Origin of the sequence: Streptomyces sp. NPDC059092, from assembly GCF_042756365.1 — a bacterium.
Taxonomy (GTDB): Bacteria; Actinomycetota; Actinomycetes; order Streptomycetales; family Streptomycetaceae; genus Streptomyces.
Genome location: NZ_JBHZEJ010000006.1, coordinates 125,095 through 143,438, shown reverse-complemented (window position 1 = coordinate 143,438; position 18,344 = coordinate 125,095). Strand labels below are relative to the sequence as shown.

The 18,344-nt window shown below is 71.3% G+C and carries 12 protein-coding genes; 5 read left to right on the top strand and 7 right to left on the bottom strand.

Going from position 1 to position 18,344, the window contains the following annotated elements; all coding sequences use genetic code 11:
- Positions 1-29: 29 nt before the first annotated feature.
- The 3 genes from ACFXPL_RS06185 to ACFXPL_RS06175 all read right to left on the bottom strand — a co-directional run bounded on the left by ACFXPL_RS06185 (position 30) and on the right by ACFXPL_RS06175 (position 6,911).
- On the bottom strand, positions 30-1,652 hold the full coding sequence (locus tag ACFXPL_RS06185; protein ID WP_384913249.1) for an ABC transporter substrate-binding protein: 1,623 nt from the start codon (positions 1,650-1,652) through the stop codon (positions 30-32).
- Positions 1,653-2,170: 518 nt separating this feature from the next.
- Positions 2,171-4,045 (bottom strand): translational GTPase TypA, encoded by a 1,875-nt coding sequence (gene typA / locus ACFXPL_RS06180; RefSeq protein WP_384913245.1) that lies wholly within the window; start codon positions 4,043-4,045, stop codon positions 2,171-2,173.
- Between the two features lie 385 nt (positions 4,046-4,430).
- Positions 4,431-6,911, bottom strand: a complete 2,481-nt coding sequence (locus ACFXPL_RS06175) for an ABC transporter substrate-binding protein (RefSeq protein WP_384913243.1) — start codon at positions 6,909-6,911, stop codon at positions 4,431-4,433.
- Positions 6,912-7,235: 324 nt separating this feature from the next.
- Between ACFXPL_RS06175 and ACFXPL_RS06170 the strand changes: the two genes are divergently transcribed.
- The 4 genes from ACFXPL_RS06170 (at position 7,236) to ACFXPL_RS06155 (ending at position 11,239) form a co-directional block, all read left to right on the top strand.
- Entirely contained in the window at positions 7,236-7,466 is a 231-nt protein-coding gene (locus tag ACFXPL_RS06170) for a hypothetical protein (RefSeq protein ID WP_384913240.1), read from the top strand.
- A gap of 109 nt (positions 7,467-7,575) precedes the next feature.
- Complete coding sequence (locus ACFXPL_RS06165; RefSeq protein ID WP_384913237.1) at positions 7,576-8,418, top strand: hypothetical protein; 843 nt, start codon at positions 7,576-7,578, stop codon at positions 8,416-8,418.
- Between the two features lie 68 nt (positions 8,419-8,486).
- Positions 8,487-10,418 carry a fumarate reductase/succinate dehydrogenase flavoprotein subunit gene (locus tag ACFXPL_RS06160; RefSeq protein WP_384913234.1) on the top strand — a complete coding sequence of 644 codons (1,932 nt, stop codon included), beginning with the start codon at positions 8,487-8,489 and terminating at the stop codon, positions 10,416-10,418.
- A complete protein-coding gene (locus ACFXPL_RS06155) occupies positions 10,415-11,239 on the top strand; it encodes a succinate dehydrogenase/fumarate reductase iron-sulfur subunit (RefSeq protein WP_384913231.1) in 825 nt (274 codons plus the stop codon). The genes ACFXPL_RS06160 and ACFXPL_RS06155 overlap by 4 nt, the downstream gene beginning before the upstream one ends.
- Positions 11,240-11,297: 58 nt before the next feature.
- Here ACFXPL_RS06155 and ACFXPL_RS06150 read toward each other — a convergent pair whose 3' ends face one another.
- From ACFXPL_RS06150 to ACFXPL_RS06140, 3 genes are all read right to left on the bottom strand, one after another.
- On the bottom strand, positions 11,298-11,852 hold the full coding sequence (locus ACFXPL_RS06150; protein ID WP_384913228.1) for an isochorismatase family protein: 555 nt from the start codon (positions 11,850-11,852) through the stop codon (positions 11,298-11,300).
- A gap of 79 nt (positions 11,853-11,931) precedes the next feature.
- A complete protein-coding gene (locus tag ACFXPL_RS06145; RefSeq protein WP_384913224.1) occupies positions 11,932-12,420 on the bottom strand; it encodes a MarR family winged helix-turn-helix transcriptional regulator in 489 nt (162 codons plus the stop codon).
- A 150-nt stretch (positions 12,421-12,570) separates the two neighbouring features.
- Positions 12,571-13,590: an acetylxylan esterase gene (locus ACFXPL_RS06140; RefSeq protein ID WP_384913221.1), complete on the bottom strand. Its 1,020-nt coding sequence runs from the start codon at positions 13,588-13,590 to the stop codon at positions 12,571-12,573.
- 181 nt (positions 13,591-13,771) lie between these two features.
- Between ACFXPL_RS06140 and ACFXPL_RS06135 the strand changes: the two genes are divergently transcribed.
- Positions 13,772-15,505 (top strand): TPM domain-containing protein, encoded by a 1,734-nt coding sequence (locus ACFXPL_RS06135; RefSeq protein WP_384913218.1) that lies wholly within the window; start codon positions 13,772-13,774, stop codon positions 15,503-15,505.
- A 159-nt stretch (positions 15,506-15,664) separates the two neighbouring features.
- Here the strand turns inward: ACFXPL_RS06135 and ACFXPL_RS06130 are convergent, their stop codons facing one another.
- The gene (locus ACFXPL_RS06130) at positions 15,665-18,217 is read right to left on the bottom strand and encodes a SpoIIE family protein phosphatase (RefSeq protein WP_384913215.1); all 2,553 of its coding nucleotides are present in this window, start codon (positions 18,215-18,217) and stop codon (positions 15,665-15,667) included.
- Between the last annotated feature and the right edge of the window lie 127 nt (positions 18,218-18,344).

Below are 18,344 nucleotides of genomic sequence, written 5' to 3'. Positions count from 1 at the left end.
CGAGTGGGGGGAATAGGCCCTGGGGCCCGCTACTTGACGGTGACGTTGGTGAGGACGTAGTCACCGTGGAAGTCGATCCCCACGTTGTCCACAGCCTTGGAGAAACCGCCGTTGGTCTTGTACTCCCACAGCGGGATCGCCGGCATCTTCTCCAGGAGAAGCTGCTCCGCGTCCTGGAACGCCTTGACCGACTCGTCCAGGGACTTGGCGTTGTCGCCCTTCTTGAAGGCCGCGTCGACCTCCTTGTCGGAGAAGAAGCCGTTGTTGGCCTCGGCGCCGGTGCCGTACAGCTCCTTCATGAAGTTGGCGTTCACCGGGTAGTCGGCGACCCAGCCACCGCGGTACGCGGACTTGACCTGCTTGTTGTCGCGCGCCTCCAGGTCGGTCTGGAAGTCCGGCTTGGCGTCCGGGATGCAGTCCACACCGGTGGAGTTACGGATCGACTCGCAGACCGCGGTCACCCACTCCTTGTGGCCACCGTCGGCGTTGTACTGGATCCACATCTTGTTGTCCGGGACGCCACCGTTCTCGGTGACGAGCTTCTTCGCCTTGGCGGCGTCGAACGTGAAGACGTCGGTGTTCAGGTTCTGGTGGCCGGCGACACCGGGCGGGGTGAAGCTGGTGGCCGGGTTACGGGTGCCGTTGAGGACCGTCTTGGTGATCGTGGCACGGTCGATACCCATCGACAGGCCCTGGATGACCTTGGGGTTGATCCCCTTGAAGGTCTTCGAGTAGAACACCGGCGTGATGGTCTGGAGACCGGCCCACGGCTCGTCGATCACACGGTCGCCGAGGTCCGCCTTGTACTTCGGCAGGTCCTTCGGGCCGACCTGCTTGATCAGGTCCAGGTTGCCGGAGAGGAGGTCCTGGTACGCGGCCTCGATGGTCGCGTAGTTCTTGAAGAGGACACCCTTGTTCTTGGCCTTGTTCGGACCCGTGTAGTCCGGGTTGGCCTTGACCTGGATGAGCTTCTTGTGGTCCCACTTCTCGAAGACGTAGGGACCGTTGCCCACCGGGGCCTGGCCGAACGCCTTGGTGTCCTTGTAGAAGACCTCGGGCAGCGGCGCGAAGGTGGAGTAGCCGAGCTTGTACTCGAAGTACGGCACGGCCTCGGTGAGCTCGATGGTGAAGGTCGTGTCGTCGACGACCTTCAGGCCGGACATGCTGTCCTTCTTGGCCTTGCCCTTCTCCGGGTGGACGTCGGCGTAACCGGCGATGTCACCGAACCAGAAGGCGTTCTGCATGTTGTTGTCGACGTTGGCGTACCAGTTCCACGCCTTGACGTACGACTCGGCCGTGACGGGGGTGCCGTCGTGGAACTTCCAGCCGTCCTTGAGCTTGACCGTCCACGTCTTCGAGTCGGTCGACTTCACGGACTCGGCGTTCGTGTAGACGATGCCGCCGTCCTTGTCGAACTCAAGCAGCTGGGTGAACAGCGACCTGATGACGTTGGAGCCCACCGACTCGTTCGTGTCGGCCGGGATCAGCGGCTTCTGCGGCTCGCCGTTGTCCATGGAGATGTAGCCCGCGGGCTTGCCCTTCTCCTTCGACGCCGCCTTGCCCTCGTCATCGCTGCCGCCACCGCACGCCGTCATCGTCATTGCGACGACAATCGCGCCCACGACCCACTTGGCGCTCTTGGCACCGCGCATGGGTTTCCTCCTCATGAGTCCACTTAGTCACTACAAGACGGGCACTGTCTACGCGCGCTGACACCCCTGACAGCGGGCTGTTCGGCAGTACCCCGAGTGTGCTCGTGAGTCGGCGCTCCCCATCGCGCATGACCCATTGACCCGAGCTCAACGGAGCCAACTATTGAGTACGCCCGACCTGTAAACCACACTTAAAGGGTCTCGTTTTGACAACATCGACCCGGCGTGCTGGCCCGAAATCCGGACAAACGAGAACAGACAGACACACCCGAAACGGACTGTTAACACATGTTCCGGAGAGCGCACACCGATATCCGGACGTTTTGGTCGGGTCCAGAGGTGTTTCCGGGGTGTAAATCGAATGGACGAACGGCCCGGTCCGACGCGCTTCCGCGAGGGTCCGGGCCGTCATTCTGCGTACCTGCTCTGGTCCTGATGACGTACCCGCTCAGGACCGGACGCCGGGCCTCAGCCGCAGCCCGGTCCCGAGCACGTCAGCCGTGCCCGGCGGGAGCGTGTCAGCCGTGCTTGGCGCGCGAGGCGGTACGGCCGCGCTGCTTCTGGTCCAGGACGACCTTGCGGATACGGACCGTCTCCGGGGTCACCTCGATGCACTCGTCGTCGCGGCAGAACTCCAGGGACTGCTCCAGCGACAGCTTCCGCGCCGGCACCACGTTCTCCGTGGTGTCCGCGGAGGCGGCGCGCATGTTGGTGAGCTTCTTCTCCTTGGTGATGTTGACGTCCATGTCGTCGGCGCGCGAGTTCTCGCCGACGATCATGCCCTCGTACACCTCGGTGCCGGCCTCGGTGAAGATGACACCGCGCTCCTGGAGGTTGACCATCGCGAACGGCGTCACCGAGCCCGAGCGGTCCGCCACCAGCGAGCCGTTGTGACGGGTGCGCAGCTCGCCGAACCACGGCTCGTGGCCCTCGAAGATGGAGTGGGCGATGCCGGTGCCGCGGGTCTGCGTGAGGAACTCCGTACGGAAGCCGATGAGCCCGCGCGACGGAACGATCCACTCCATGCGGATCCACCCCGAGCCGTGGTTCGTCATCGTCTCCATGCGGCCCTTGCGGGTCGCCATGAGCTGCGTGATGGCACCGAGGTGCTCCTCGGGGGAGTCGATCGTCATGCGCTCGATCGGCTCGTGCGTCTTGCCGTCGACCTGCTTGGTGACGACCTCCGGCTTGCCGACGGTCAGCTCGAAGCCCTCGCGGCGCATCTGCTCCACCAGGATGGCCAGCGCCAGCTCACCGCGGCCCTGCACCTCCCAGGCGTCGGGGCGCTCGGTGTCCAGGACGCGCAGCGAGACGTTACCGATCAGCTCGCGGTCCAAGCGGTCCTTGACCTGGCGGGCCGTGACCTTGTGGCCCTTGCCGCCCTTGCCGACCAGCGGTGAGGTGTTCGTACCGATGGTCATGGAGATCGCGGGCTCGTCGACCGTGATCAGCGGCAGCGCGATGGGGTTCTCGGGGTCGGCCAGGGTCTCGCCGATCATGATGTCCGGGATACCGGCGATGGCACAGATGTCGCCGGGGCCCGCCTTCTCGGCGGGCTTGCGGGTCAGCGCCTCCGTCATCATCAGCTCGGTGATGCGGACGTTGGACATCGTGCCGTCACGCTTGATCCACGTGACGGTCTGGCCCTTCTTCAGCTCGCCCTGCTCGACGCGGCACAGCGCGATACGGCCGAGGAAGTTGTCGGCGTCCAGGTTGGTGACGTGGGCCTGGAGCGGCGCGGACTCGTCGTACTCGGGGGCCGGGACATGGGCGAGGATCGTGGAGAAGAACGGCTCCAGGTTCTCGCTGTCGGTCGGGACCGTACCGTCCTCGGGCTTGGTCAGCGAGGCGACGCCGTCCCGCGCACAGGCGTAGACGATCGGGAACTCGATCTGCTCCTCGGTCGCGTCCAGGTCCAGGAACAGGTCGTACGTCTCGTCGACGACCTCGGCGATCCGGGAGTCGGGGCGGTCCGTCTTGTTGATGCAGAGGATGACCGGCATCTTCGCGGAGAGGGCCTTGCGGAGCACGAAGCGCGTCTGCGGAAGAGGGCCTTCCGACGCGTCGACGAGCAGCACGACGGCGTCGACCATCGACAGACCGCGCTCGACCTCGCCGCCGAAGTCGGCGTGGCCGGGGGTGTCGATGATGTTGATCGTGACGGGGTCGCCACCCGACTTCGGGTGGTACTTCACCGCCGTGTTCTTGGCGAGGATCGTGATGCCCTTCTCACGCTCCAGGTCGTTCGAGTCCATCATCCGATCGTCGAGGTGCTCGGCGGCGTGCGCGGCGAACGCGCCGGCCTGCTTCAGCATGGCGTCGACCAGAGTGGTCTTGCCATGGTCGACGTGGGCGACGATGGCGACGTTACGGATGTCGTGGCGCGTGGGCATGCTGGCTGGCGCTTCTCTCGATCGTGGGTGCGGCGTTTTTCCTCGTACGCCCGCCGGGCGGACACGCCACGGCTCTTCCATCGTACGGGGCCAAGGCGTATGGGGCTTCCCGGCCCGATCGGAGAGGGATGGATCACGGTGCCGCGGGGGTGCGCGCGGGGTGGTTACGGGGTGCTTGCGTGGGGTGTGCGCGGTGGATCGCGGCGGATACGGAGGGTGGAGACGCCCGGGTCAGGGACGGGAACGAGCTTGCCCGCCGGGGTGGCCGGCGGGCAAGTGAATTGATGGGTTCCTGAGCTTACGAAACGGCGCTGACCTGGTGCTTCACGGCTATTTCCGCGCCGCTTCCCGTTTCCGCCCAGCCCCCTTCTCGTTCTCGCTTCCGCTACTTCTTCTTGTTGGCGTTCGGGCCCGCGTCGCCCGGCTTCTCCCAGCCGATGTCCTCGTAGCGGGGGGCGGCGAAGCCGAAGGCGCCCGCGTTCACCAGTCCCGGCCTGACGGCCACGAGCTGGGGGCGCTGGTAGAGGGGGATGGATCCCGCGGCGGCCCAGATCCGGGCGTCGGCCTGGCGTACGAGGTCGCGGGACGTCTTCTCGTCCAGTTCGGCGGCGGCGCGGTTGAAGAGCTGGTCGATGTGGTCCGTACCGACCCGCGTGTAGTTCTGCTCCACCAGCAGCGATCCGTCGCTGGCGGGTACGGGCTTGGCGTAGATCGGCCGGCCGTCGGTGGCCGGGTAGGGGCTGGCGGGCCAGGAGTAGAGCGCCAGGTCGTAGTCGCCGGAGGCGATGTGGTCCTTGAAGTAGCTGTCGTCGGCGACCTTGGTGACCTCCGTGCTGATCCCGACGCGGTCGAGCATCCGCGAGATCCGCTCGCCGACGGCGCGCAGCGACTCGGTGCCCTCACCGGCGGGCAGCACGAAGCGGAGCGTGAGGGGCTTGCCCTCCTTGCCGAGCGGGCCGCCCACCGGGACGGGCGAGGCGGAGGCGGAGCCCTTGGCGCCGGGGGCGGCCGTGCCGCGGGGGGCGTACGCGCCCGCCATGCCGCCCGGCCGGTCCTGGCTGTCCTGGGCGGCCTTCACGGCCTGCCGTGCGGTGTCGGTGTCGTCGACCGCCGCGGCCTGGCGCAGCAGGGCCGTGGTCTGGAGGGCGGCGGCCGGTGCGGGGGCGAGGACGTACGTGACGGACTCGCGGCGGGGCGCCGGTTGGCCCGGCTTCCCGTCGTCGCCGACGATGTAGATGCCCTCGTCGGAGGCGGCGTCGTTCTCCGCGTCCGCGTCACGCCTCTTCTTGTCGGCGGGCTTGTCGGCGGCCCCGTCGGAGGCTTTGTCGGCGGCCTTGGTGTCCGGGCCGTTCTGCCCTCGTTCGGCGCGCTTCTCGTCGGTCGTCGACTCGTCGGACTCGTCGGACGCCTCGCCGTCCTCGCCGTTCTCCCCGGCGGCCTTCTTCCGCTCGCCCGCGCTCCCCGCCTTCGTACCGTCCGGCTTCTGCACCGCGCCGCCGGGCGTCCAGCCCGCGTCGGCCAGCAGCGCCAGCGCCTCGTGCGTGTCCTGCTTGCCGAGCGCCCGGCTGCTGTCCGCGTACGCCTCCTGCCCGGCCAGCGCGAGATGGCTGCCCGGCGGCTTGGCCGGCAGGTCGAGCGGCTTGAGCACGGTCTCGGCCAGCTCCTTGCGGTCGAGCGCGCGGGCCACGGCGCGCCGTACCCGCTCGTCGGCCAGCGGCCCCGACTCGCCGTTCAGGGCGAGTTGCGTGTAGGCGGGCTCCAGCGACTTGCGGACGACGATCCCGCTCAGCCCGTTCTGCTCGGTCGCGTACTGCCTGACGGCCTCGGCGTTGGCCTTCCTGGCCTCCTGTGCCAGCTCCGCCTGCTCCTCGTCGGAGCCGTGGGCCAGCGCCCAGGAGCGGAGGGCGGAGGCCGGGGTGGTCTCGGAGCCGGGGCCGTGGGTGAGCGCCTGGCCGCCGGATCCCTTCTCCTTGACCGCCAAGGCGATACGTTTCGCCGCGCCGCTGTCGATCTCCGCGAGATCGAGCTTCCCGGCGGCGAGTTCGGCGGCCCGCTTGGAGCGCGGCACGGCGCTCAGGACGAGCGAGCCGAGCTTGGCGGGCTGTCCCCACCAGCGCGGGTCGCGGACGAGCGTGACCTGCTTGGCCTTGCGGTCCACCTTCTTGAGGGTGAAGGGGCCCGCCGTCTTCTTCAGAGCGGCCCTGGCGCCGTCGTTGAACGCGTTCGGCTTCCCGGTCACCTCCTTGGGATAGAGGGGGGTGAACAGGGACTTCCAGTCGGCGTAGGGTTTGTTGAAGGTGACGCGCACCTCCAGGTTGTTCGCCCCGCGCTCGATCTTCTCGATCCGCTCGTAGCCGGCGTTGCGCGCCGTCCAGAACGCGGAGTCCTTGCCGCGCAGCGCGCGCCACTGCGCCACGAAGTCCGGTGCCCCGATCTCCCTGCCGTCGCTCCACACCGCCTGCTGGTTGAGCTTGTAGAGCACGACCTGCTTGGGCTCACGCTCGACGATCTTGGCGGATTCCAGATAGTCGGGGTTGCGCTGCGGCCGGCCGGCCTTGTCGATCCGGAAGAGCGAGGGCAGTACGGCGTCGGCGATCCGGCCGGTGGCGGCGTCCGCGTCGGCCTGGAAGGCGTTGAGGGTGGCGGGCATGGTGTCGATCGCCCAGCGTACGGAGCCGCCCTGCTTGACGCCGTCCCGGTGGGTGGCCGCGATGTCCGGGGCGGCGGCGGCCGAGGACTCGCTCCCGTCCGTCTCCGAGGTGCATGCGGACAGGGTGGGCAGGGCGAGCACACCGGTGGTCAGAAGCGCGACGGAGCGGAGCGTTCGGGAGCATGTCCTCCCGCGTGGGGCGCCGACGTGGGACATGGCTTGTACCTCTTCGTCCTGTTTGTGGAATTTAGAGATGATCACACCTATTGCCCACTCACTGAAGGGGACGGGACGGGAGTGACGGCGCAGACACGTCGGCGCGCGCCGCGAATCCCACCCGCACGGCGCAACGCGCCCCGGCGCACGCCCGAGCGGCCGTCCCGCGCGGGCCGGCCGGGCCCCCGTTCCGAAAAGGCGGGCCGACGCCTTCACAAGCGGGTGTGTGACGCGCGACACTCGCAGCCGCACACAGAGAGCGTCCGACGGGTCACCCGGCGGACCCCCGCATGCCACCGGCGATCGTGGAAGTGAGGGCAACTCATGTCCCTGCAAGACGAGATGGCAGCGGTCAGGCGCCGCCTCGACGACCTGGAGTCCACCGTCGAGCGGCTGGAACGCCAACTGGCCCAGGCTCGCGACAACGCGTTGAGGCCCGAGCCGGCCCGCCCGGTCGACGACCTGGTCACCATCCCCGACACCCCGTACGACACCGCCCTGTGGACGGACTCGGACGACGAGGGCCTGGGCGTACGCCACCGGCGCGCCCCCTGAGGACCCGCACGGCCCGGACGCCCCGGCGGTGCTCCCGCCCTCCGGCAAGGCCCCGGCCCCGCGCCCGCCCCCATACCCCTACCGGCCCCCGTACTGCGAGGAGAGCTCGTTGGCCACCGGTACTCAGCCCCCGGCCCCCGGCACGGACGCGCCACGCGGCGGACGCGGCGTGCGGGGCGCCTCGCGCGCCGCCATCGCACCCCGCCATCTGCGGACCGACCGCTGGTGGCTCGCGCCGGCCGGGACCGCCGCCGGGCTCTTCGCCTTCATCGTCTACTCGACCTGGCGCGCCTTCGCGAACAGCGACTACTACGCGGCGCCGTACGTCTCACCGTTCTACTCCCCCTGCCTCGCCGAGAGCTGCGTCCCGATGCGGCACGGCCCCAACTGGGAGCTGTTCGGCAGCTGGTGGGGACTCTCGCCCGCGCTGCTGATCCTGATCTTCCCGCTGGGCTTCCGGCTGACCTGCTACTACTACCGCAAGGCCTACTACCGGGGCTTCTGGGCCTCGCCGCCCGCCTGCGCCGTCGCCGAGCCGCACGCGACGTACACCGGCGAGACCCGCTTCCCGCTGATCCTCCAGAACCTGCACCGGTACTTCTTCTACGCGGCGGTGCCGGTCGCGGGCATCCTCTCGTACGACACGGCCCTCACGTTCCGCGACGAGCACTACGCGTGGGGCCATATGGGCCTGGGCACGCTGCTCTTCCTCGTCAACATCGGGCTGATCTGGGCGTACACCCTCTCCTGCCACTCCTGCCGGCACATCATCGGCGGCCGGCTGCGGCACTTCTCCAAGCACCCGGTGCGCTACCGGCTCTGGAGCTGGGCCGGGAAGCTGAACCACCGCCATATGCAGCTCGCCTGGGCCTCGTTGATCAGCGTCGCCGCCAGCGACTTCTACGTCTATCTGCTGGCCACCGGCGTCTTCGACGATCCGCGCTTCTTCTAGTCACTGCGGCGGTCGCTCCGACAGCCTCTCCACGCTTCTTCCCGTCACTCCGAGGTGAGCCTTCACACATGACGCAACTGGAACGCCGGCCCTGGGACGTCGTCGTGGTGGGCGCGGGAGGGGCGGGGCTGCGCGCGGCCGTCGAGGCGCGCGAGCGCGGTGCCCGTACCGCCGTCATCTGCAAGTCCCTCTTCGGCAAGGCCCATACGGTGATGGCGGAGGGCGGCATCGCCGCCTCCATGGGCAACGTCAACGCGGGCGACAACTGGCAGGTGCACTTCCGCGACACCCTGCGCGGCGGGAAGTTCCTCAACCAGTGGCGGATGGCCGAACTGCACGCCCAGGAGGCCCCCGACCGGGTCTGGGAGCTGGAGACCTGGGGCGCGCTGTTCGACCGTACGCCCGACGGCAGGATCTCCCAGCGCAACTTCGGCGGCCACGAGTACCCCCGGCTCGCCCACGTCGGCGACCGTACCGGCCTCGAACTGATCCGTACCCTCCAGCAGAAGATCGTCTCCCTCCAGCAGGAGGACTTCCGGAAGTACGGCGACCACGAGGCGCGCCTGAAGATCTATCAGGAGTGCACGGTCACCAGGATCCTGAAGGACGACGGCGGCCGGGTCGCCGGGACCTTCTGCTACGCGCGGGAGTCCGGCCGTTTCTTCGTGCTGGAGGCCCCGTCCGTCGTGCTCGCCACGGGCGGCATCGGCAAGTCCTTCAAGGTGACGTCGAACTCCTGGGAGTACACGGGCGACGGCCACGCGCTGGCACTGCTCGCGGGCGCGCCCCTGCTGAACATGGAGTTCGTGCAGTTCCACCCCACGGGGATGGTCTGGCCGCCGTCCGTGAAGGGCATCCTCGTCACGGAGTCGGTGCGCGGCGACGGCGGGGTGCTGCGCAACTCCGAGGGCAGGCGGTTCATGTTCGACTACGTCCCCGATGTCTTCAAGGAGAAGTACGCGGAGTCCGAGGAGGAGGGCGACCGCTGGTACGAGGACCCGGACCACAACCGGCGCCCGCCCGAACTGCTCCCCCGCGACGAGGTGGCCCGCGCCATCAACTCCGAGGTCAAGGCGGGCCGCGGATCGCCGCACGGCGGGGTCTTCCTCGACGTCTCGACGCGGATGCCCGCCGAGGTCGTACGGCGACGGCTGCCGTCGATGTACCACCAGTTCAAGGAGCTGGCGGACGTCGACATCACGGCGGAGCCGATGGAGGTCGGCCCGACCTGCCACTACGTGATGGGCGGGATCGCCGTCGACTCGGAGACCGCGGCGGCGGCCGGTGTGCCGGGGCTGTACGCGGCGGGCGAGGTGGCCGGAGGCATGCACGGCTCCAACCGGCTCGGCGGGAACTCCCTCTCCGACCTGCTGGTCTTCGGACGGCGGGCGGGCCTGTACGCGGCGGAGCACGCGGCCGGGTTCGCCGCCGGGGCCGACCGGCCCGACGGCGCCGCACGCCCGGTCCCCGACGAGGCGCAGATCGACGCGGCGGCGGCCGAGGCGCTGCGCCCCTTCAGCGCGGAGGGACCGGTGGGCGACCCGGTCGGCGGCCCGGCCGAGAACCCGTACACCCTGCACCAGGAGCTCCAGCGGACGATGAACGACCTGGTCGGCATCATCCGGCGGCAGGCCGAGATGGAGCAGGCCCTGGAGAAGCTGGCCGAGCTGCGCGTACGGGCCACGCGCGCCGGGGTCGAGGGACACCGGCAGTTCAACCCCGGGTGGCATCTCGCCCTCGACCTGCGGAACATGCTGCTGGTCAGCGAGTGCGTGGCGCGGGCGGCCCTGGAGCGTACGGAGAGCAGGGGAGGCCATACGCGGGAGGACTGGCCGGGCATGGTGCCCGACTGGCGCCGGATCAATCTGTACTGCCGTCTCACGGAGGGGCGCGTCGAGCTCGGCCGGCGGACGACGGAGCCGATCCGGCCGGACCTGCTGGCGCTGTTCGACAAGGAAGAGCTGGTCAAGTACCTCGCCGAAGAGGAGCTTCACGAGTGAGCACAGAGACGGGCGCGGACGCGGGTACAGGTGAGGTCCAGGGCGCGGCTTCCCCCTCGTACGAGGCGAGGTTCAGGCTCTGGCGCGGCGACGCGGACGGCGGCGAGCTGACGGACTTCGCGGTCGAGGTGAACGAGGGGGAGGTCGTCCTCGACATCATCCACCGGATCCAGGCGACCCAGGCCCCGGACCTCGCGGTGCGCTGGAACTGCAAGGCGGGCAAGTGCGGTTCGTGCAGCGCGGAGATCAACGGCAGGCCCCGGCTGATGTGCATGACCCGGATGTCCGTCTTCTCGCGGGAGGAGACGCTCACGGTCACGCCGCTGCGCGCCTTCCCGGTGATCCGCGACCTGGTGACGGACGTGTCCTTCAACTACGCGAAGGCACGGGAGATCCCGGCGTTCGTACCGCCGCCGGGGGTGGCGGCCGGGGAGTACCGGATGCAGCAGATCGACGTGGAGCGCTCGCAGGAGTTCCGCAAGTGCATCGAGTGCTTCCTGTGCCAGGACACCTGCCATGTGGTGCGGGACCACGAGGAGAACAAGACGGCCTTCGCCGGGCCGCGCTTCCTGATGCGCGTGGCCGAGCTGGACATGCATCCGCTGGACGCGGCCGGGGAGTCGGGGCTCGACCGCAGGAGGACGGCGCAGGACGAACACGGGCTGGGGTACTGCAACATCACCAAGTGCTGCACGGAGGTGTGCCCCGAGAACATCAGGATCACGGACAACGCGCTGATCCCGCTGAAGGAGCGGGCGGCGGACCGGAAGTACGACCCGCTGGTCTGGCTGGGCGACAAGATCCGGCGCCGGGGCGCGTAGCGACGGCCGTCCTGGTGGAGATACGCGTACGCACCCCCACCAGGGCCGGTGTCGCCGGTCAGCCGAGGAGCTTGATGATCTCGTCGGTGGTACCGGTCTCGCCGAGCGCCGGGAAGATCCGCTCGACGGAGTTGCGGTGGGTGGCCTCGTCCATGTCGGTCACCGCGTCCGTGGCGACCGTGACGTGGTAGCCGTGCTCGTAGGCGGCGCGGGCCGTGGACTCGACGCCCTTGCTGGTCGCGATGCCGGTCACCACGATCTGGGTGATGCCCAGGCGGCGCAGGTGAAGGTCGAGGTCGGTGCCGTGGAAGGCGCCCCACACGCGCTTGATGACGACGTGGTCGCTCTCCTCGGCGCCCAGGCCGTCCGCCGGGTCGGCCCAGTCGGCGGCGGGCCGGCCACGGCCGCGCATCGGCGTCTCCGTACGGCCGGGGGCGGCGGCCACGGCGCGGACGAGGACGACGGGCAGGTCCTTGGCCCGGAAGGCGGCGGCGAGTTCGGCGGAGCGGGCGACGACGTCCTCGGCCGGGTGGGCGGTGGGCAGGCCGACGATGCCCTTCTGGAGGTCGACGACGACCAGGGCGGTCCTCGGGTCCAGGGTGGTGGCGGTCATGGGGGTGGCTCCTTGCGTGAGGCGTGTGGAGGTTCAAGGGGGCCGCGCCCGGCGGCGTACGACGGGGGCGCGCCCGCGGTCATCTCTCGCCGAGGCGGCGCATCAGCTCCGTGGCGTCGGCCAGGGCGCGGCGCTCGGTGGCGTCGAGTTCGTCGGTGATCGCCCGGGAGAGCCAGTCCTGCTTGGCGGCGTAGACCGCGGCGAGCGTCGTACGGCCGGTCTCCGTGACGGAGACGACGGACTGACGGCCGTCGTCGGGGTCGGGTGTCCGCCGGACCAGGTGCTGCTCCTCCAGGGCGGCGAGCGTGAGCCGCATGGACTGCGGCCGTACGTACTCGGCGCGGGCCAGCGCCGCCGTGGTGGCCGGGCCCTCGCCGAGGAGGCGGGCCAGGACGGAGCGCTGGGAGGGGGTGAGGCGGTCGTCGGGCGAGGTGGTACGGAGCCGGCGCATCAGCCGGCCGACGACGGCGGTCAGCTCGGCGGCGACCCGCTCGGGGCTCGGCTCCCCGCCGACGGCGGGCGCGGGGCCTCCGTACGGCTGCTCGGTCGGTGCGGTCGGCTCGGGCATGGGCTCACCGTAGGAGGTGGACAGGCAACCTTGCAAGGCTGCCTGTCTTTCTTTCGGGTGCCTTTACCTTTACCTCGCTCGGGCCCTCAGGCGCTCAGGCGTTCAGGCGCTCGGGCCCTCAGGCGTTCAGGCGCTCGGGCCCTCAGGCGTTCAGGCGCTCAGGCGTTCCGCGAAGAAGCTCCGGCGCTCCGCGGCCAGCTCCTTCGTCTCCTGCTCGCCGCCCGCGTGCTCGAAGTGGCCGGCACGCAGGACGTGCAGCTCGCGCGGGCCCGTCAGCGCGTTGTAGACGGCGAACTGCCCGGGCGGCGGCACGGCGGGGTCGAAGAGCGCGGGCGCCACCAGCACCGGGACGCGGATCCGGCTCGCGGCCGTGGCGGCGTCGAAATACGGCAGGACGTCCAGGACCTCGGGGTGGTCGCGGTAGTACTTCCGTACGGCCTCACCGCTGCCCACGCCGGGGAGCGCGAGCCGGAGCGGGTGGTCGCCGAAGGTCGGGACCGTGAGCTGGCCGCACGCGAAGCGCCGGTCCCACGGCAGCGCCAGCGCGCCGAGTCCGCCGCCGAGGCTCCCGCCCACGTAACCGAGCCTCCCGCCGGGCGTCCCGGCCTCCCCGCCCTCCCCCGGCTCCGGGTCCCGCGCCAGCTCCGGCACCAGCTCCAGCAGCGCGGACGCCGCGCACCACAGGTCGGCCACGCAGTCACCGATGACATACGTGTCGCGCGACCCGATGCCGTGCAGCACATGCAGGTCCGCCTCGCCCGGGATGCCGGGGCGGCGGCTGCGCGCGCCCAGTCCCCGGACGCACGGCAGGATCGCCGCCGAGCGCGGCAGCGGGAGGGGTACGGCGTCGCCGGTGTCCTGGCGTCCGCCGTAGCCGTGCCCGATGACGAAGCCGTGCTCCGCGGGACCGTCGCCGGGCAGCACCAGCCAGCCGCCGAGCCGCAGCCCGCCGACGGAGGTGAAGGAGACCCCGAAGATCCGGAACCCGTCGCGTTCCTCCTCCTGCGGACCGACCGCGGGCGCGGTCGCCACCCGGCGCGCCGCCTCGTACCGCTCCTGCCAGAACGCGTCGAAATCCGGCGGTGCGGCCGGTGCGGGGAGGGTGAGGAGCTGGTCAAGGGTCCGGCCGTACGCCGGATCGAAGGGGAAGCCATGCTCGAACACGGACATGATCGCGACATTAGCGGACGGGCCGGCCACCAGGCAGGACGTACGGGAGAGGCAGGTCGGCGGCCCCTTCGGCAGCCCGCCGGCGGGCCCTCAGCAGCCCGCAGGCGGGCCCTCGCCAGTCCGGGGCGGGCCCTCGCCAGTCCGGTCGCGGGCCCCTCCGCGCAGACATAACCTCCGAAATGTGACGCCCTTCAAAAGCCGCCCCCCGCCCCGCACAGCCGGCCGGTCCCTGCTGGCCCTGCTGGTCCTGGCGTGCTGGCTGCTCCTGCCCGGGGCGGAGGACGCCCGCGCCGAGGACCCGGTCACGCTCTCCCTCTCCCGGCAGGGGCAGAGCACCGGCAAGGCGGGCGCGGCGACCGGTACCGCCGACGGGTACGGCGCCGCGCGGGACGGGGGCGCCGCGACCAATCTGGTGCTGCCGGTCGTCGTGGTGGTCGGGGCGGGGGCGGTCGCCGCGTACGCCTTCGCCAAGCGCCGGCGCCGGGTCGGTGCCCGTACGACGCCCGGCCACGGCAGAGGCCCCGGCCCCGGCAGAGGCAGGGCGGCGGGTGGCCGGCCGAGTGAGCCCCCGGCGACCCCGCTGACCGAGCTGGACGCCGGGGCGCGGCGGCGGCTCGTCGGGACGGACGACGCCCTGCGCACCAGCGAGGAGGAACTCGGCGTCGTCAGGGCGCGGTTCGGGGCGGAGGAGGCGGCGCCCTTCACCGACGCGGTGGCGTTCGCGAAGGGCGAGCTGACCGTGGCGTTCCGGCTGCGCCAGGAGCTGGACGACGCGTGTCCGGAGGACGACGCGACCCGCCGTCGGATGCTCGACGAGATCGTCGCCCGCTGCGCGGAGGCCGACAGGCGGCTGGACGCGGAGTCCGGGGCGTTCGACCGGCTGCGGTCCCTGGAGCGGAACGCGCCACAGGCGCTCGCCACGGCCCGTACGGCGTTCCGCGAGCTGGGCGACCGGGCCGGCGCGGCGCGCACCACGCTCGCGGGGCTGCGCGAACGGTACGCCGGGTCGGCGTCCGCTCCGGTCGCCGACTGCCCCGCCCAGGCGGAGGACCGGCTCGTCTTCGCGTCCGACAGCCTGGACACGGCGGGCGGGTTCGTGGAGTCCGGGGAGAACGGGCGGGCCGCCGTCCACATACGGGCCGCCGAGGGTGCCGTCGGGCAGGCGGAGACGCTGGTCGGCGCGGTCGAGCGGCGGGCGCGGGAGCTGGCGGAGGCGGCCGGGAAGCTCCCCGGCGCGCTCACGGCGACGGAGACGGACCTCGTAGACGCCCGGGGCCTGCTGAAGGACGCCCCGGCCGACGTGCCTACGGCCGGTCTCCGGGGCGGGATCGGCCGCGCCGAGGCGGTGACGGCGGCGGTTCGGCGTGCGGTGAACGCGGGACCGTACGACCCGATCGACGCCCTGCGCCGGGTCGAGGAGGCGGCCGCCGTGCTGGACGAGGCGCTGGACGCGGCGCCGACCGGCGGGAGGCAGCGGGAGGCGGGCGGCCGGCGGGCGGGCTCGCTCCTCGACCAGGCGATGCTGACGGCACGTTCGGCGATCGGCGCCGCCGCCGACTACGTCACCACGCACCGCGGGGCGGTCGGCAGCCAGGCTCGGACGCGGCTCGCGGAGGCGCGGCGGCGGCTGGAGTGGGCGCGGGCCCAGGCGGGGACGGGCGAGATCCGGCCGGCGCGGGCGGAGGCCCAGCGGGCGGACGCGCTGGCCCGGCAGGCGCAGGAACTCGCGGAGCGGGACGTGCGGTCGTACGGGAGCCACTACGGCGCGAGCGGTGTACGGGGAACGGGCGGCGGCGTCGGCGGGGCCCTGCTCGGCGGCATCGTCATCGGCGGCCTGTCCGGCGGCGGGCGTGGTCCCGGCAGCTTCGGCGGCGGCGGTACGCGCGGCCGGATGGGCGGCGGCGGCCGGTTCTGATCCCTCCCCGGAAGCCCTCCCACGAGGGCCACGAGCGCCACGAGGGGCCGGGCGGGTCCGCCTCCCGGGTGCCCGCCCCTCCCCACGGCACACGCGCGGGCTCGGCGCACGCGCCGGCTCGGCACGCGCGGGCTGAAAACACACGCGGGCTCAGGAGGCTCAGAACATGCTCAGAAGCTGCTCCACGGTCGGTTCCGCCGTCGAGTCCCCGTCCGGGAGGGCGAGTTCGAACCAGACCGTCTTGCCGCGCGGCGTACGGCGCGACCCCCACGCCGCGCTCAGCAGCCCGACCAGTTGCAGCCCCCGGCCGCCCTCGTCGGTGTCGCGGGCCCGCCGCCTCCGCGGCTGGACGAGGCCCGCGTCCCAGACCTCGCAGACGAGCGTACGGTCGCGCAGCAGCCGCAGCCTGATCTCGCCCTCGCCGTACCGCAGGGCGTTGGTGACCAGCTCACTGACGAGCAGTTCGACGGTGTCCACGAGCGGTTCGAGGTCCCAGGCGACGAGCTGCGCGCGGGCCAGCTCCCTGGCGCGGCCCACCGAACGCGGCTCGCGCGGCAGGCTCCAGTCGCCGACGGCCTCGGCGGGCAGCCCCTGGATCCGCGCCATCAGCAATGCGATGTCGTCCTCGCCGTGCCGGGTGTCGAGCGTGGTGAGGACGTGGTCGCAGACGTCCTCCAGCGGGCGGGCCGCGTCGCCGAGGGCCGCGCGGAAGGCGCTCAGTCCCTCGTCGAGCGGCTGGTCCCGTGACTCGACGAGCCCGTCCGTGTAGAGGGCGAGCAGCGAGCCCTCGGCCAGGTCGACCTCCACCTGTTCGAAGGGTTCCCCGCCCACGCCGAGCGGCATGCCTGGCGGCACGTCGAGCAGCAGCGCCGCCTCGTCCGGTTCGACGACGACGGGCGGCGGATGGCCCGCGTTGGCGAACGTACAGCGCCGGGTGACCGGGTCGTAGACGGCGTACACGCAGGTGGCGAGGTACACCTCGGACAGCTCCGCGTCGCGGGACCTGTGGGCGACCCGTGACGCCTGCTGCGCCCCGCTGGGGGTGCCGAGGCCGCGCGCGATCTCGTCGAGCGCGGAGAGCACTTCGGCGGGCTCCAGGTCGAGCAGCGCCAGGGTGCGTACGGCCGTACGGAGTTCGCCCATCGCGACGGCCGCCCGCAGGCCGCGACCCATGACGTCGCCGACGACCAGCGCGGTCCTGTGGCCGGGCAGTTCGATGACGTCGAACCAGTCGCCGCCGACCTCCGTGGCGGTGTTGCCCGGCAGATAGCGGCAGGCGATGTCGAGACCGGCGGCCTCGGGGTCCCCCGGCGGCAGCAGGCTGCGCTGGAGGATGAGAGCGCGCTCGTGCTCCCTGCGGTAGAGGCGGGCGTTGTCGATGCAGACCGCGGCGCGTGCGGCGAGTTCGACGGCGAGCGCCCGGTCCTGGTCGCCGAAGGGCTCGCTGCCCTTCGTACGGGAGAACTGGGCGAGGCCGATGACCGTGTCCTGGGCGACCATCGGAACGGCCAGCGTGGACTGTACGAGACTGCCGGTCTGCCCAGGGATGGACTGCACCCGGGCGGTGCGCAGGGCGCTCGCGCTCAGCGAATTGAACGGGAATCGGTGGACCGCGCCGACATCCGGCGGCACGTATCCGTCGCCACCGCCCGGCACGCCCAGCGGGCCGTCGGAGACGGCGCTGGCGAAGGCGACCCGGCGCAGCCTGGCGCTGCCGCCGCCGGACTCGGCGCCGGAGGAGCCCCACCGGCCCGGTGGCGCTTCCTCGCCGGTGAGCAGGGACTGGTAGAGGTCGACGGCTGCGAGGTCGCAGAAACCGGGCACGGCGACCCCGAGCAGTTCGCGCGCGGTGGTCTCCAGGTCGAGGGAGTTGCCGATCCGGGCGCTGGCCTCGTTGAGGAGCGCGAGGTCGCGCCGGGCGCTGGCGGCCTCCCGGGCGGCGTTGTGACGGCGCGTGACATCCGTACCGACTCCGGCGACGCCGATCGCGCGCCCCGAGCCGCTGTGCACCCGGTAGAGGTTGATCGACCAGTGCCGCCGCTCCTGGTCCTCGGGCGCGGTGCCGACGATCTGGAGGTCGCTGACGGTGTCTCCGGTCTCCAGGACCCGCTTGAGGGCCCCGGTCAGCCGGTCGGCCTCGGGGCGGGAGAGGTAGTCGTAGACCGTGCGGCCCCGGTGGTCGGCGACGGCGCCACCGAAGACCGTCGCGAAGCGCTCGTTGGCGCGCCGCACCTTGAGGTCGGTGCCGAACAGCATGAATCCGAAAGGAGATTGGCCGAAAATCGCCTGCGAAGAGGCGAGATCGGTTTCGATCCGCTGGAGCGCCCGCACGTCCACGACGAGACAGAGCGCCCCCCGATCGCCGTTCTCCGTCTCGCTCGGCATGACATAGATCTCGGCGAGCCCGTGCTCCTTGACCCCTTCGCCGGTGCGGAACGGGACCAGTCCGGTCCACTCCTTGCCGTCGAGGATCTCCTTGACCGCGCGGTGACCTTGCGGGCGCAGGTCCGCCGGGACGAACACCTCGACCGGGTCCCGGCCCCTGACCTGGTGCGCACTGAGCCCGAACAGCTCCGCGGCACGCCCGCTCCACTGGTCGACCAGCCCGTCGGGGCCGATCGAGAAGGAAGCCACCTTGATGTAGTCATAGATCGAGCCGGGCGGATTGCTCTGCCACACGACGTCGCCCGCCGTCCCAGATATCTCGCTCACGCGACCGTCCCCTCCAGCTCACGCACCGGACCGGCCATGCCCGCAGTATTCAGCACTACGGCCCCGGCCGGCACGCCGTTCACGATCACAGCACAGTCTCGCTCTTTTTGAGCCGAGTCCGTCGTGA